Origin of the sequence: Rothia santali (genome assembly GCF_024199905.1) — a bacterium.
Lineage (GTDB): Bacteria > Actinomycetota > Actinomycetes > Actinomycetales > Micrococcaceae > Rothia > Rothia santali.
Map to the genome: position 1 here is coordinate 1 of NZ_JANAFB010000057.1, position 14,530 is coordinate 14,530.

A 14,530-nucleotide genomic window follows, 5' to 3' on the forward strand; every position below is an offset into this window, starting at 1 on the left:
GACGACGGCAATGGACTCGCCGTCCACGGCGCGGAACTCGCGGGAGCGGTCGGCGATCGCCAGGTAGATCACGGCGGACAGGATCGCCCCGATGAACCAGGAGAACCCGGAGACCACCGCGAAGGCGACCTCGGCGGCCGGGACCCGCGCGCCGGCGACCGTCCAGTCCTCGGTGGGCTCGGCGTCGAGCCCCCAGAAGCGCGCGACCCACTCCTCGCGCGGCGCCTCGATCCCGGCCAGGAGGGGGCGTCCCGGGTCCGTGGGCGCGCGGTCCAGCCCCAGGGCCGCCAGGACCCGCTCGGCCAGCGCGGTCCAGACCGGATTGCCGGGGTGGTTGACGGTGCGCATGTGCGAGAAGCCGGGGTGGTCGAAGACGTCGGAGACCGCGACGGCGCCCGAGCGCCGTTCGCGCAGGCGCAGCTCGGCCAGGGACTCGCGGACCGTCTCGCGAAGAGCGTCCTCGTCCAGGGTCTCGCGCACCGCGATGCCCGCCGCGGCCGCGAGCGTCCGCACGTCGTGGTAGTCCACCAGCGGCGGCGCGTAGCCCCCCGAGGGGTGGCGCAGGACCAGCTGGAACGGGTGCAGCCCCGCGAACCTGACGGCCGGGACGGTCACCACCGGGCACCCGGGGCGCACGGCCTCGCGCGTCTGCTCGGTGCCCAGCGGGAGGTCCCGGTAGTCGCGGCGGATGGGCTGGGTGACCACGAAGTCGGCGCGCCGCAGCAGCCGGCGCAGCAGCGGCATCTCCTCGGCGGTCATCTCGTGGACCGGGGGGACCCGGACGGTGGGGGCGTCCGGGGCGTCGAGCATGATCCGCACGGACTCCGCCTGGCAATTGCCGAGGACCAGGCCGGCCCCCTCGGGCGCGTCCTCGAGGCCGTAGAACGCCCCGTAGTGGCGCGCCCGTGCGTCGTCGAGCGGGGCCTGCCCCACCGCGGGCGCGGACGGATCCACGGCGGGCCCGGACGGTTCCGTCGCGGGCGTGGAGGGCGCCGACGTCGCCGCGTCCCTGTGCTCTGTCATGGTCTCAGCGTAGCCCCTGGCGACCGGGCTCCGCGGCCAGGCCCGCGAACCGCGCCGCCCGGCCCGAGGTGCGCCGCCCGGGGCGGGGAGCTCGGCACGGGTAGATTGGGGGCATGACTGCTCTTCGCCCCCAGGCCCCGCGCCCGTGACCGCGCCCTCGGCCCCCTCGCGGCCGCTCCGCGTGGCCTCGGTGCCCGCCGGCCACCCGTACGTCGCCGCCGTGATCGACCCGGCGCGCGCCGACCTCCTGCCCGACCCGCGCCACCCGGGGGCCCCTGCCCATCGGTGGTGGCCGCCGATCGCGCTGACCCCCGAGTGGATCCGCCGCCACGCCGGGGAGATCGACCTCCTCCACCTGCACTTCGGGGCCGAGTCCTACGACGTCGAGCACCTCCGCCGGGTCGTCGAGGAGCTGGCCTCCTCGGGCGTGCCTCTCGTCTACACCGCCCACGACCTGCAGAACCCGCAGCTGGCCGACCAGGCGGAGCACGAGCGGATGCTCGACGTCGTGATCCCGGCGGCCTCCGCCCTGATCACGCTCACGCCCACGGCCGCCGAGGAGATCCGCCGCCGCTGGGGCCGGGAGGCGCGGGGCCACCCCCCCCCGCGGCCGCGCCCCCCCCCTCGCCCCGGCCGCGCGCGGCCCCCCCCGGGGGGGGGGCCCGGGGGGGGGGCGGGCGACCCCGCCGTAGGGCACGCCGTTGCGGTTGATGCGCGCGGCGAAGCGCGGCGCCGAGCCGGCCACCGCCATCGAGCGGAGGATGCGTCCCGTGGAGTACAGGCCCGCGTTGAGGGAGGACAGCGCCGCGGTCAGGACCACCAGGTTCATGACGACGTCGGCCCCCTGGATCCCGATCGAGCCGAAGAAGGTCACGAAGGGGCTCTCCCCGGCCCGGTACGAGGTGTAGGGCAGCAGGAGGGCCAGGAGCAGGACCGAGCCGATGTAGAACACCACGATCCGCAGGATCACGGTCCGGATGGCCCGCGGGATCACGCGCTGCGGGTCGGCGGTCTCGCCGGCCGTGGTCCCCACCAGCTCGATCGAGGCGTAGGCGAAGACCACGCCCTGGATGATGATGAACGCCGGCAGCACGCCCTGGGGGAAGAAGCCGCCGTTGTCGGAGATCAGGCTGAACCCGGTCGCGTGCCCCTCGACGGGGGTCCCGAAGAGCACGAAGTACACGCCGACGATCAGGAAGACCACGAGCGCGGCGACCTTGATGAACGCGAACCAGAACTCCAGCTCGCCGAACACCTTGACCGACAGCAGGTTCATCGACAGCACCAGGACCAGGGCGGCCAAGGCGAAGACCCACTGGTCGATCCCCTGCAGCCACGGCACGTAGCGCTGGAAGAACTTCATGTACAGGGCCGCGGCGGTCACGTCCGCGATCGAGGTCATCGCCCAGTTGATCCAGTACATCCAGCCGGCCGCGAAGGCCATCTTCTCGCCGTAGAACTCGCGGGCGTAGGAGACGAAGGACCCGGAGGAGGGGCGGTGCATCACGAGCTCGCCGAGCGCGCGCAGGATGAGGAAGGCGAAGAAGCCGCAGATCGCGTAGACCACGACCAGGGCCGGCCCGGCCTCGGCCATGCGCCCGCCGGCGCCCATGAACAGACCGGTGCCGATGGCGCCGCCGATCGCGATCATCTGGATCTGGCGCGGCTTGAGCGCCTTGCGGTACCCCTGCTCCTCGGCGGTGATGGTGCCGGTGGGCAGGGGCGTGGAGTACTCGGGCTGCGACACGGAGAAGGCCCTTCCTGTCTCGGTGATGGGCACACCACGCGCACGGGCCGGCCGGAGGGGCCGGGGCGCCGGCGTCGGGCGCGGATCCGCGGACGGGAAGTCCGGGGCGCACGACGTCGAACCGGGCGGTGGTCTGTAAGACAGGTCATACTGTGGCATGCGTCAAATGCGGTGTCAACCGGGTCGAGCGCGCCACTTGAACCAAACCTGTTAGACAGATTCGCTCGAACGGGGCATGATGTACCCCATGTCACAGACTCTCACCGAGACCACCCGCATGGAGAAGGACCTGCTCGGATCGAAGGAGATCCCCGCCGAGGCCTACTGGGGCGTGCACACCGCCCGGGCCGTGGAGAACTTCCCCATCACCGGGACCCCGATCGGCTCCCGCCCCCACCTGATCCGCGGCCTCGCCTTCGTCAAGGAGGCCGCGGCGCGCGCCAACCACGAGCTGGGCCTGCTGGACGAGGAGCGTGCCAGTGCCATCGGCCAGGCCTGCCGCGAGATCAGGGAGGGTGCGCTGCACGAGCAGTTCGTGGTCGACGTCGTCCAGGGCGGCGCCGGCACCTCCACCAACATGAACGCCAACGAGGTCATCGCCAACCGCGCCCTGGAGATCCTCGGCGCCCGCCGCGGCGACTACGCCCGGCTGCACCCCAACGACCACGTCAACCTCAGCCAGTCCACCAACGACGCGTACCCCACCGCGGTCAACGTGGCCACGGTCGAGGCCATCGACGGGCTCGAGGCGGCCATGGCCCACCTCGAGCGCGCCTTCGCGGCCAAGGCGGACCAGTTCCGCGACGTCCTGAAGATCGGCCGGACGCAGCTGCAGGACGCCGTCCCGATGACGCTGGGCCAGGAGTTCCGGACCTTCGCCGTGATGCTCGGCGAGGACCGGCAGCGGCTGCTCGAATCGGCCGAGCTGCTGCACGAGATCAACCTGGGCGCCACCGCGATCGGCACCGGGCTCAACGTTCCGCGCGGGTACGCCGAGGCCGCGGCCCGGCACCTGCGCGAGCTGACCGGGCGGCCGTTCCGGACGGCGTCGGACCTGGTGGAGGCCACCCAGGACCCGGGAGCCTTCGTCCACCTGTCCGGGGTGCTCAAGCGGGTTGCCGTGAAGCTGTCCAAGAGCTGCAACGACCTGCGGCTGCTCTCCTCCGGGCCGCGCGCGGGGCTGGGCGAGATCACGCTGCCGGCCGTGCAGGCCGGGTCCTCGATCATGCCCGGGAAGGTCAACCCGGTGATCCCCGAGGTGGTCAGCCAGGTCGCCTACGTCGTGGTGGGTAACGACGTCACCATCACCATGGCCGCCGAGGCGGGGCAGCTGCAGCTCAACGCCTTCGAGCCGGTCATCCTGCGCTCGCTCTCGCAGAGCGTTGAATACCTCGAGCGGGCCTGCCGGGTGCTCGCGGATCGCTGCGTGGACGGGATCGAGGCGCACGAGGAGCGGCTGCGCGGCGTCGTCGAGCGCTCCATCGGGCTCTCGACGGCGCTGAACCCGCTCATCGGGTACTACGCGGCCACCGAGGTCGCGCAGGAGGCGCTGGCCACCGGGGCCTCGGTGCTCGACGTCGCCCTGGCGCGCGGGTACCTCACCGAGGACCAGCTCGTGGCCGCGCTGAGTCCCGAGCGGCTGGCGAACATCGGCGGGAACTCAGCGGCCGAGGGCGACCCGGAGACCCGGGGCGCGGCCGGCGGGTAGGGCGCCGCGCTCAGTCCTCGCCGCGCGGGGCCTCGGCGTCGATGATCGGGGTCATGACCCGCTTGACCTCCGCGAGGTGGAAGCGCATCGCCGCCTCGGCCGACTCCGCCGAGCCGGTGGCGATCGCCTCGAAGATCGACCGGTGCTCCCAGCCGGAGGCGCCCCGCCGGTGGGCCAGGAGGTTGACCAGCGTCGACTGCCGGGCCAGCGCCTCGCGGGCGTCGGCGATCACGCCGGCGAACAGGTGGTTGCCGCTGGCCTCGGCGATCGCGGTGTGGAACCGCGAGTCCAGCTCGACCCAGCGCTCCGGGTCCTCGGTGGCGTCCATGGCCTCCAGCAGGTCCCGGAGCCCGGCGAGCTGATCCTCGGTGCGGCGCCGGGCCGCCCAGCCGGCCGCGGGGATCTCGATCGCCGGGCGCGCCTCGAGGAGGTCGCGCGCGGAGTACTTGCCGTAGGAGACCTCCGGGTGCGCCTCGGCCGAGGCGACGTACGTCCCGCTGCCCAGGCGGGTGCGGGTGAGCCCGAGGGCCTGGGCGGACTTGAGCGCCTCGCGCACCATGGGCCTGCTGACCCCGAAGTGGGCGGCCAGGGCGGTCTCCGAGGGGATGCGGGTCCCGGGCTCCAGCTCGCCCGACTCGATGGCGGAGCGGAGGGCCTCGAAGATCCCCGTGGAGGCACTGCTGCCCTCGGGGATGGCGGCTCGTTCCAGCCAGCTGGACATCGTCGTCTCCTCGCGGTCCTGCCTCGCGGCGTCTGGGGGGGTCAGTCAACTCTACCCCGGTCCGCCGCGGCCCCTCGGGGCGGCCCGGGGCGGAGGGGGCGAGGAATACGACGCCTCCCCGGTGGGTTGAGCCAGATGGCAAACATCCCCGTCCCGAAAGGACCCCTCGTGGCCTTCTCCCTCTCCAACACCCTCCTGCGCGGCATCCCCGGCGCCTACATCCTCAACGCCGGCGTGGAGAAGCTCTCCCTCGACGAGCAGACCGCGGGCTACCTGCAGTCCATGGCCGCCAAGGGCTTCCCGGCCCTGGAGGGCCTCGACGCCGCGACCTTCGGCAAGGCCCTGGCCGGCTCCGAGGTCGCGGTCGGCGCGGCCCTGCTGGCCCCGTTCGTCCCGACCCGCCTCGCGGGCCTCGCGCTCGGCGCCTTCTCGGCCGGCATGCTGACCATGTACTTCAAGACCGAGGAGTTCACCCAGGACAACGGCGTCTCGCCGAGCCAGGCGGGGACCCCGGTCTCGCACAACGTGTGGCTCGCGGCGATCGCCGCGGCCCTGCTGCTGCAGCGCAAGGGCGGCAAGAAGGGCAAGTAGGCCCGTCCGGCACGACGCCGCGGGGCCGGTCCGGAGCATCGGGCCGGCCCCGCGGCGCGTCCGGCTCGTGCGGCAGGGCCCGGGGGCGCGTCCGCCCCGGCGGGTTCCCCTCGGCCGGACCCGCCCGCGGCGCGTCCCCGCCGACCGCGGGCTCGCTAGCCCTCCCGGCCGAACCGCAGGTTGGCCAGCGCCGCGGCGAAGACCACCACGGCCGCGCCCACCGGCACCAGGGCCGCACCCTGCGTGCCGAAGGCGTCCGCGAGGTAGCCGGTGACGGCCGAGGCCGCCGACTGCCCGATCACGATCGACGTGCTGGCCAGCGACATCGCCGTGGCCGAGCGGCTGGCGGGGCTTCGCTGGGACACGAGGCTGTACTCGGTCACCAGCGTCGGCCCCACGCCGATCCCGATGATCAGCAGGCAGGCCAGCACCACCGGGATCGAGGGCGCCACGCAGAGCCCGACGGCGCCCACCACGATCAGCGCCGAGAACGTCAGCCACCGCGCGCGCAGGGTGAACGACGTCGAGAACCAGGCGGCGGCAAGCGCGAACGCCGCCGAACCCACGCCCATGGCGCCGTAGACCAGCCCGGCGCGCTCGCCGTGCCCGGCGTCCTCCATGAGCGAGGTCAGCGTGGTCAGCGTGGAGCCGAACAGCACGCCGATCCCCAGCACGCCCGCGAGCACCACGAGCAGCCGCGGGGTCAGCAGCGAGCCGAAGGAGGCCCGGGGCCCGTCCGCGCCGGCCGCGTGCCGGGTCGCGTGGACGCTGGGGTGCAGCGCGAAGGCCACGATGAACACGGCCGAGAGCACGACGCCGGCCAGGATGGGCGCCGTCGGGCTCAGCAGGGTGGCCAGCACGCCCACGATCATGGGGCCGAAGACGAAGGTGATCTCGTCGGCCGCGGACTCGTAGGCCATGGTCCCGTTCAGGGCGCGGTGGCGCCGCTCGGGCCGGAGCCGGCCGCGGATGACGCCGACCAGGCGGCTGCGGGACATCGGGGGGATCTGCGGCGTCGTGGCCCCGATGAGCAGGGCGGAGACCAGGACGGCGGCCGCAGGGGTGTCCGCGTGGACGACGGCGGCCAGCGTCAGCAGGCTCGCGATGCTCAGGGCCGCGGCGAGGATCAGGACCAGGCGCTGGCCGAAGCGGTCGGCCGCGGAGCCGATCACGGGTCCCGAGAGGGCCGTGCCCAGGCCGACCATGGCCGAGGTGGCCCCGCCCAGGGTGAGCGAGCCGCGCGCCGAGACGACCAGCGTCAGCACGCCGATCACCATCATCGCGTAGGGCAGGCGGGCGATCAGAGCGACGGGGAAGTAGGTCGCGCCGACGGCCGAGACGACCGTCTCGTGGCCCGGCTCGGCGGGCGGGGCGGGGTGGGCGACGTCGTGCGCAGTCTGGCTCATGTGCAGCTCCTCGAGAAGGCGGGGGACCGGTGGACCGTGCCGCCTTGACCGCGCCTCGTCGGACGCGAGGCCAGGTAGATACACGTGAAAAATGGACCTTTGAATTATGCCACGACGACGGCGCGGCGGCTAGGAGCGGGATCACCCCGGATCCCGGATCCCGGAACCGGACGCGGGAGCGCCCGGCCCGCCGAATGGCAGGCCGGGCGCTCACGAGGCGCGGCGGCGGAGGATCAGTCCTCCGCGACCGTCACCTGCACCTCGATGTTGCCGCGGGTGGCGTTGGAGTAGGGGCACATCTGGTGCGCCTGCTCGGCCAGCTCCTGGGCCTGCTCGCGGTCCACGTTGGGCAGCACGACCTCGAGGACCACGCCCAGCTGCATGCCGCCCTCGCCGTTGTCGCCGATGGAGACCCGCGCGCCCACGGCCGAGTCCGCGGCGTCGGCCTTGACCTTGCGGGAGACGGCCTTCAGGGCCTGGTGGAAGCATGCGGCGTAGCCGGCGGCGAAGAGCTGCTCGGGGTTGCTCCCCTCGCCGGAGCCGCCCATCTCCTTCGGCGCGGCCATCTCGAAGGCCAGGTTGCTGTCCTTGACCTCGACGTGGCCGTTGCGGGCGTCGCCGGTGGACAGGGCCTCGGTGGTGTACTTCGGTTCCATGATCGTCTCCTTGAGGATCGTCGGTGCCCCTGCGACGGGGCGTTCCACTCCTCACCGTAGGAAGGCGAGCCCCGCCGGGCCAGGGATTCAGCCAGCGGCGTGAGCCGGTTGCCCCGCCCCGGCCCCGGGCCTTGAATGGCGGGAGAAGCAGATCCAAGCGCCCGGGCGGTGCCCGGGGGAAGGGCAGGTCCCCATGGCCGTCAGCACCCAGATCCAGCTCGCCTCCCGCCCCGAGGGGTGGCCAGCCGACGAGAACTTCTCGACCGTCCGCGTCGAGCTGCCCGACCTCGCCGAGGGCGAGGTGCGCGTGCGCAACGAGGCGGTCTCGGTGGACCCCTACATGCGCGGCCGGATGACCGACGCGGAGAGCTACGTCGAGCCGTTCGCGGTCGGGGAGACGATGACGGGCGGCGCGGTCGGCCGGGTCGTCGAGTCCTCGTCGGAGGACCTGCCGGTCGGGACGCCGGTGCTGCACCAGCTGGGCTGGCGCGACCTCGCCCAGGGGCCGGCCGAGCAGTTCCGCGCGGTCCGCGAGCCCGAGGGCGCCCCGCTCTCCCTGTACCTCGGCATCCTGGGGATGCCCGGGCTGACCGCCTACACGGGGCTGACCCAGGCCGCCGGGCTGAGGGAGGGGGACACCGTGTTCGTCTCCGGGGCCGCGGGGGCGGTGGGCACCGCCGTCGGCCAGATCGCGCGGTTGCTGGGGGCCGGCCGGGTCCTCGGCTCGGCCGGCAGCGGGGAGAAGGTCGAGCTGCTCACGGGCAAGTACGGGTACGACGCCGCGGTGAACTACAAGGACGCCCCCATCCGGGAGCAGCTGCCCGAGATGGCGGGGGAGGACGGCGTCGACGTCTACTTCGACAACGTCGGCGGGGACCACCTCGAGGCCGCCCTGGACGTGCTCAACCGCAACGGGCGCGTGGCGGTCTGCGGGGCCATCAGCCAGTACAACGCGACCGAGGCGACGCCGGGCCCGGACAACCTGGCCCAGCTCATCAAGAACTCGCTGCGGCTCCAGGGCTTCACCGTGGGCGACTACCTGCAGCACGCGGAGGAGTTCAACCGGCGGATGCTCGAGTGGTTCTCCGAGGGGAGGATCGCCTACGACGAGACGGTGGTCGAGGGGATCGAGAACGCCCCGGAGGCGTTCGTCTCCATGATGCGCGGGGCCAACCAGGGGAAGATGGTCGTCCGGGTCTGACCCGCCCGGACGGCGGGGCCGGGGGGGGCGGTGGCGTCGTCCGACGACACCGCCCCCGGCCCCGCCAGCGGCCTGGCCGGCCCCGCTCAGCGGCCCAGCCGGCCCCGCCGAGGGGACCGGCCGGAACCGGAGCGCCTCAGACCTCCACGACGGGCGAGTAGTCCGAGGCATCCCCCTCCAGCGCGTAGCTGCGCCGCCCGTCCACGGCCGCGGGGACGTCCCCGGCCACCGTGATCCGGTTCAGCTTGCGCGGGCTGCGGTCGTAGTTGTCGATCGCGTAGTGCTGGGTGATCCGGTTGTCGAAGAGCACCAGCTGCCCCGGCTCCCATGCGACGCGCACGACGTGCTCCGGCCGGGTCACGTGCCGCTGGAGGATCCGCAGGATGTCCAGCGACTCCTCCGCGGTGACCCCGAGGATCCGCAGCCGCTGGGCGAAGGCGCCGATGAACAGCCCGCGCTCACCGCTCAGCGGGTGCACCCTCACCACCGGGTGCGCCGTCCGGAAGGCCGAGGAGACGAACTGCTCCTGGTAGCTGCGCTCGGCGTCGGAGGTCACCCGGTCCGGGCGGACGTAGTCGGAGTCGTTGCTGTGCACGGCCCAGAGCGTGTCCGCGAAGCGCCGCAGCTCCTCCGGCAGCCCCGCGTAGGCCGCGGCCGCGTTGGCGATCAGGGTCTCCCCGCCGTAGTCGGGCAGGACCACGGCGCGCAGCGTCGAGAGCTGCGGCGGGTTGAGGACGAAGGTGACGTCCGTGTGCCATTTGTTGGCGACCGAGGACTCGCTGTCCACCGGCAGCACGTTCAGGGAGCTCTGCCCGGTGAAGCGCACGGTCGGGTGGGCCGCGGTGAGCGGGCCGAAGTGCGCGGCGAAGCGGGCCTGCTCCTCGTCGGTGGTCACGCCGGCGTCCTTGAACACCAGCGCCTTGTGCTCGTGCAGCAGCTCGCGGACGCGGGCCACGGTCGCCGGATCGAGCGGGCCGGAGAGGTCCAGCCCGCGGACCTCGGCGCCGATGTGCTGACCGAGCCGGCGGACGGCGAGCCCGGCCGGGGCGGTGGTGCCGGAGTCGATGGTCATGGGGTGCTCCTTAGAGGGTCGTGTTCCACCGGGAGAACCGGCGTTCGAGGGCGACGAGGCCGGAGTTGACGATGAGCCCGAGCAGGGAGATCGTCAGCACGCCGGCGTACATCTGGGGGATGAGGAAGCTGTTCTGGCTGGAGGTGATGAGGAAGCCGAGGCCGGACTTGGCGCCGACCATCTCGGCCGCCACCAGGACGAGGATCGCGGCGGACCCGGCGATGCGGATGCCCGTGAAGATCGTGGGAACCGAGGCCGGCAGCACGATCCGGGCGAACAGCTGCGGCCGGCTTAGCCCGAGCGTCAGCCCGGCCCGGATCAGCAGCGGGTCCACGGTCTTGACGCCCGCGGCCGTGTTGAGCAGGACCGGGAAGAACGCCGCGTAGACGACGATGCCGACCTTGGAGACCTCCCCGATCCCGAGCAGCAGCACGAAGACCGGCAGCAGCGCGAGCGCCGCGGTGTTCCGGAACATCTCCAGCAGCGGGTTCAGCGCCTCGTGGACCGCGCGGTACCAGCCGATGACCAGGCCCAGCGCGATCCCGGCGGCCGTGGCGAGGCCGAAGCCGACGACGGAGCGGGCGAAGCTCGCGGAGAAGTGCTCCCACAGCTGGCCGGTGACGAGCAGCTCCCACCACGCGCCGGCCACCACGTGGAACCGCGGCAGGAAGACCTGGAAGGACGGCGAGCCCAGCAGGGGGCCGAACTCCCAGATCAGCAGGAAGGCGGCGACGGCGTAGGCGCCGCGCAGCCAGGCCCGCCAGCGCGGCGGCCCGATCCTCGCCCGCGGTGAGCGGCGGGGCAGCAGCGGGCGCCGGCCGGGCGGCGTCGGCGTCGCGTGGGCGGGGACGGCGGTGCGGTCTCCGGCGCGAGGGCCGGGGCGGCGGTGGTGCTCATGAGCTGGTCTCCTCGTCGTGGGATGGGGCCGCGTCCGGGTGGGCTGCGCCCGAGTGGGGTGCACCGGGGCGGGCCGCGTCCGGGTGTGCGCGCCCGGGTGGGCCGCCTCCGAGTGGGTCGCTTCCAGGTGGGCCGCACCCGGAGGCGCCGGCGCCGCGGCGGGGACGGCGTCGTCGTCGGCCGGCTCCCGGCCGTGCAGGAGCTCCCACACGCGGTGCCGGGAGGCGACGAACTCCGGCGTCGAGCGGGGGTCGGTCCCGCCGTCCCGCCGCGGCCGCTCGACCTCGACGATCGTCCGCACCCGCCCCGGCCGCGCGCTCAGCACGACGACGCGCTGCCCGAGGTACACGGCCTCCTCGACGGAGTGGGTGATGAACACGACGGTGGTCCCGGTGCTCTCCCACAGCCGCAGCAGCTCGGTCTGGAGCAGCTCCCGGGTCTGGGCGTCGAGGGCGCCGAAGGGCTCGTCCATCAGCAGGATCTCGGGCTCGTAGGACAGCGAGCGGGCGATCGCCACGCGCTGCCTCATCCCGCCCGAGAGCTGGTGCGGGTACCGGTCGGCGTGCTCGCCCAGCCCCACCAGCTCCAGGCACTCCCGGGCCCGCCGCTGCCGCTCGGCGCGGCTCAGCCCGCGGTCCGCCGCCCTCAGCGCGAAGACGATGTTCTCGAGCGTGGTCTTCCACGGCAGGAGGGCGTACTGCTGGAACACGACGCCGCGGTCCCGCCCGGGCCCGGTCACCGGCCGGCCGTCGACCAGGATGCGGCCCGCGGACGGCGTCGTGAGCCCGGCGAGCAGGTCCAGGATGGTGGTCTTGCCGGAGCCCGAGGGCCCGACCATGGTGAGGAACTCGCCGCGGCGGACCTCGAGGTCGACGTCCTCGACGGCGACCACCCGCCCGGGCTCGGAACGGGAGGGTCCGGCGACGTCGAACGCCTTGCCGACCCCCTCGACGCGGATCTTGACGGGCGCGTTCATGCGGGGACCTCCGTGGTCGCGGCGCTACGGATGAGCGAGTTGGTGTAGTAGCGGCCGGGATCCGGCGCGTCGTCGACGATGCGGCTGTCCCGCAGCCAGTCCGACCAGCGGGTGAAATCCTGCGGCTCCATGAGACCGCCCCGGGTCAGCCCGGTGGACTTCCAGTACTTCAGGGGGGAGGGGTCCTCGCCGCGGCCGCGCTCGGAGACGATCCGCGTGAAGCGCTCCACCACCTCCTCGCGCGGCCGCTCGGTGGCCCAGCGGATCGCGCGGTCCACACCGGTGGCGAGCTCCGCGGCGGTCTCGGGGTGGGCGTCGATCCAGCTGCCCCGCATGACCATCTGGCCGGCGGGGAAGCTGCCGAAGAGGTCGACGTCGCGCCCCAGCCGCCGCAGCGTGCCGTGCTCGACGGCGAGGTCCTGGGCGATCCCGTCGATGACCCCGGCGTCCAGGTGCCCGCGGACGATCGAGATCTCGAGGTCGCTGGGCGGGATGGGCACCAGCGTGATCTCCGCGATCTCCTCCGCGCTCAGCCCGCTGGCCGCGAGGAACTGGTGGACGAAGGCCTCGGCGTGGGCCCCGAGGGCGTTCATGCCGACGGTCCGGCCGATCAGGTCCCGGGGCTCGAGGACGTCGCTCTCGCGGCCGACGAAGACCCCGAGGAAGGACCGCTCGTCGGAGCCGTAGTAGTTGGCCACGCCGCGGATGTCGACGCCGGCCTCGACGAGCTTGATGACCGCGCCGGAGAACGCGTGGCCGATCTCGGCGTCGCCGGTCGCGACGGTCTGGATGTCCTGCGGCCCGCTGGTGGTGTTGCCGATGTACTCCAGCTCGACCGTGGGGAGGTGGCCGAGGTCCCGCGCGAGCTCGGCGAACAGGACGGTCTGGGGCCAGCCCTGGTAGCGCACGACGGCGCTGCCGCCGGCGTCGTCCTGGGTGCGGCCGCAGCCGGCGAGCGGGCCGGCGAGCCCGAGCGCGGCGAGCGAGCCGAGCCCGAGCAGGGCCTGCCGGCGGGGGACGCCGGCCGGCGGGGAGAGGGGTCTACGTGGGTGGGTGTGCATGGTGCGTCGCCCTTCTGGGGGTCGCTGGGGGAGGGACGGTCCGGTGCCGACGCCGCGGGGCGCGGCGGTCGAGGGCGGGGCGACAGCACATGTTCTGAGGGTTCATGGGGCATGACGCTAGGACCGCCCGGGAACCCCGGTCAACGGTCCGGTCACGGGGCGTCGCACGGCGCAACGCGTCACGAGACGCAATAGGTGAATCAGTGTGACGCGACGGTGTGATCCCGGCGCGGAAGGGCCTACGTTGGGGAGTCACAGCGCACGCATCACGTCAGGAGAACCCCATGAGCGGACTGCGATTCCACTGGTTCCTGCCGACCGGCGGGGACTCCCGCGGGATCGTCTCGGGCGGGCACGGGGCCGACGTCGGCTACACCGCCGCCGGGCGCCCGCCGGAGCTGGCCTACCTCACGCAGGTGGCCCAGGCCGCGGAGTACAACGGCTTCGAGTCGGCGCTGACGCCCACGGGCCTGTGGTGCCAGGACTCGTGGCTGACCACGGCGGCGCTCGCGCAGCATACCGAGCGGCTGAAGTTCCTGGTCGCGTTCAGGCCCGGCTCGCTCACGCCCACGTTGGGCGCGCAGATGGCCGAGACGTTCCAGAACGTGACCGGCGGGCGGCTGGCGCTGAACATCGTGACCGGCGGCGAGCCCGCGGAGCAGCGGGCCTTCGGCGACTTCCTGGACAAGACGGGCCGCTACGAGCGCACCGGGGAGTTCCTGGACATCCTGACCCGGCTGTGGGACGGCGGCGAGCCGTTCGACTACGACGGCCGGCACCTGCGGGTCGAGGGCGCGCGCCTCTCGGCGGTCCCGGACCCCCGCCCGGAGATCTACTTCGGCGGCTCCTCCGCGCCCGCGGGCGACGTCGCGGCCCGGCACGCGGACGTGTACCTCACCTGGGGAGAGCCCCCGGCCCAGGCGCGGGAGAAAATCGAGTGGGTCCGCGGCCTCGCGGCGGCCCAGGGGCGCCGGCCCCGCTTCGGCATCCGGCTGCACACGATCTCCCGGGACACCTCGGCCGAGGCGTGGGCCGTCGCGGAGCGGCTGCTGCGGGACGTGCCGCGGGAGCTGATCGAGCAGCAGCAGCGGGCCTTCGCGGCGTCGGAGTCGACCGGCCAGCGCCGGATGCTGGACCTGCACGGCGGCAGCACCGCGGACCTGGAGATCCACCCGGGCCTGTGGGCCGGGGTGGGCCTGCTGCGGGGCGGGGCCGGGACCGCCCTGGTGGGCTCGCACGAGGAGGTCGCGGACCTGATCGGCGAGTACGCGGAGGCCGGTTTCGAGGAGTTCGTGCTCTCCGGGTACCCGTGCCTCGAGGAGGCCTACTGGTTCGGGGAGGGCGTGCGCCCGATCCTGCGGCGCCGGGGTCTGCTGGGCGGGCGCCCCGAGGACGCGCTGGTCACCGCGGGGCGCTGAGCGGGGGCGCGGGTCCGGGCATCGCGGCGGCCGCGGGGGGGGGGGGGGGGGGG

The 14,530-nt window shown here is 73.7% G+C and carries 12 protein-coding genes; 4 read left to right on the top strand and 8 right to left on the bottom strand.

What is annotated here, in order from left to right:
- Positions 1–1,023, bottom strand: a 1,023-nt coding sequence (locus NBM05_RS14390; protein WP_254168878.1) for a WcbI family polysaccharide biosynthesis putative acetyltransferase, incomplete at its 3' end; no start/stop codon positions are given.
- Positions 1,024–1,027: 4 nt separating this feature from the next.
- Positions 1,028–2,770: an amino acid permease gene (locus NBM05_RS14395; protein ID WP_254168880.1), complete on the bottom strand. Its 1,743-nt coding sequence runs from the start codon at positions 2,768–2,770 to the stop codon at positions 1,028–1,030.
- Positions 2,771–3,017: 247 nt separating this feature from the next.
- Here NBM05_RS14395 and NBM05_RS14400 point away from each other — a divergent pair, with 247 nt between their 5' ends.
- Positions 3,018–4,478 carry an aspartate ammonia-lyase gene (locus tag NBM05_RS14400; protein WP_254168882.1) on the top strand — a complete coding sequence of 487 codons (1,461 nt, stop codon included), beginning with the start codon at positions 3,018–3,020 and terminating at the stop codon, positions 4,476–4,478.
- Positions 4,479–4,488: 10 nt separating this feature from the next.
- Here NBM05_RS14400 and NBM05_RS14405 read toward each other — a convergent pair whose 3' ends face one another.
- Complete coding sequence (locus NBM05_RS14405; protein ID WP_254168884.1) at positions 4,489–5,199, bottom strand: FadR/GntR family transcriptional regulator; 711 nt, start codon at positions 5,197–5,199, stop codon at positions 4,489–4,491.
- Positions 5,200–5,367: 168 nt separating this feature from the next.
- On the opposite strand from NBM05_RS14405, the gene NBM05_RS14410 reads away from it, so the two are divergent.
- A complete protein-coding gene (locus NBM05_RS14410) occupies positions 5,368–5,790 on the top strand; it encodes a hypothetical protein (RefSeq protein ID WP_254168886.1) in 423 nt (140 codons plus the stop codon).
- A 155-nt stretch (positions 5,791–5,945) separates the two neighbouring features.
- Here NBM05_RS14410 and NBM05_RS14415 read toward each other — a convergent pair whose 3' ends face one another.
- Positions 5,946–7,196 (bottom strand): MFS transporter, encoded by a 1,251-nt coding sequence (locus NBM05_RS14415; protein WP_254168888.1) that lies wholly within the window; start codon positions 7,194–7,196, stop codon positions 5,946–5,948.
- Between the two features lie 233 nt (positions 7,197–7,429).
- Positions 7,430–7,852: an organic hydroperoxide resistance protein gene (locus NBM05_RS14420; RefSeq protein WP_254168890.1), complete on the bottom strand. Its 423-nt coding sequence runs from the start codon at positions 7,850–7,852 to the stop codon at positions 7,430–7,432.
- 193 nt (positions 7,853–8,045) lie between these two features.
- Here NBM05_RS14420 and NBM05_RS14425 point away from each other — a divergent pair, with 193 nt between their 5' ends.
- Positions 8,046–9,053, top strand: coding sequence for an NADP-dependent oxidoreductase (locus NBM05_RS14425; protein ID WP_254168892.1), 1,008 nt, complete (start codon positions 8,046–8,048; stop codon positions 9,051–9,053).
- 136 nt (positions 9,054–9,189) lie between these two features.
- On the opposite strand, the gene NBM05_RS14430 is transcribed toward NBM05_RS14425, so the two are convergent.
- From NBM05_RS14430 to NBM05_RS14445, 3 genes are read right to left on the bottom strand one after another with little or no spacing between them, the layout of a single operon-like run.
- Complete coding sequence (locus tag NBM05_RS14430) at positions 9,190–10,125, bottom strand: TauD/TfdA dioxygenase family protein (RefSeq protein WP_254168894.1); 936 nt, start codon at positions 10,123–10,125, stop codon at positions 9,190–9,192.
- 10 nt (positions 10,126–10,135) lie between these two features.
- Positions 10,136–11,998, bottom strand: coding sequence for an ATP-binding cassette domain-containing protein (locus NBM05_RS15940; protein ID WP_373689344.1), 1,863 nt, complete (start codon positions 11,996–11,998; stop codon positions 10,136–10,138).
- A complete protein-coding gene (locus NBM05_RS14445; RefSeq protein WP_254168896.1) occupies positions 11,995–13,059 on the bottom strand; it encodes an ABC transporter substrate-binding protein in 1,065 nt (354 codons plus the stop codon). The genes NBM05_RS15940 and NBM05_RS14445 overlap by 4 nt, the downstream gene beginning before the upstream one ends.
- A 284-nt stretch (positions 13,060–13,343) precedes the next feature.
- Here NBM05_RS14445 and NBM05_RS14450 point away from each other — a divergent pair, with 284 nt between their 5' ends.
- Entirely contained in the window at positions 13,344–14,477 is a 1,134-nt protein-coding gene (locus NBM05_RS14450) for an LLM class flavin-dependent oxidoreductase (protein ID WP_254168898.1), read from the top strand.
- The last annotated feature ends 53 nt before the right edge of the window (positions 14,478–14,530 follow it).

Bases quoted from the DNA above. Each gene is read 5' to 3' on its own strand.
- NBM05_RS14400 (WP_254168882.1), top strand. From the start codon at position 3,018: ATGTCACAGACTCTCACCGAGACCACCCGCATGGAGAAGGACCTGCTC.
- NBM05_RS14405 (WP_254168884.1), bottom strand. From the start codon at position 5,199: ATGTCCAGCTGGCTGGAACGAGCCGCCATCCCCGAGGGCAGCAGTGCC.
- NBM05_RS14415 (WP_254168888.1), bottom strand. From the start codon at position 7,196: ATGAGCCAGACTGCGCACGACGTCGCCCACCCCGCCCCGCCCGCCGAG.
- NBM05_RS14420 (WP_254168890.1), bottom strand. From the start codon at position 7,852: ATGGAACCGAAGTACACCACCGAGGCCCTGTCCACCGGCGACGCCCGC.
- NBM05_RS14425 (WP_254168892.1), top strand. From the start codon at position 8,046: ATGGCCGTCAGCACCCAGATCCAGCTCGCCTCCCGCCCCGAGGGGTGG.
- NBM05_RS14430 (WP_254168894.1), bottom strand. From the start codon at position 10,125: ATGACCATCGACTCCGGCACCACCGCCCCGGCCGGGCTCGCCGTCCGC.
- NBM05_RS15940 (WP_373689344.1), bottom strand. From the start codon at position 11,998: ATGAACGCGCCCGTCAAGATCCGCGTCGAGGGGGTCGGCAAGGCGTTC.
- NBM05_RS14445 (WP_254168896.1), bottom strand. From the start codon at position 13,059: ATGCACACCCACCCACGTAGACCCCTCTCCCCGCCGGCCGGCGTCCCC.
- NBM05_RS14450 (WP_254168898.1), top strand. From the start codon at position 13,344: ATGAGCGGACTGCGATTCCACTGGTTCCTGCCGACCGGCGGGGACTCC.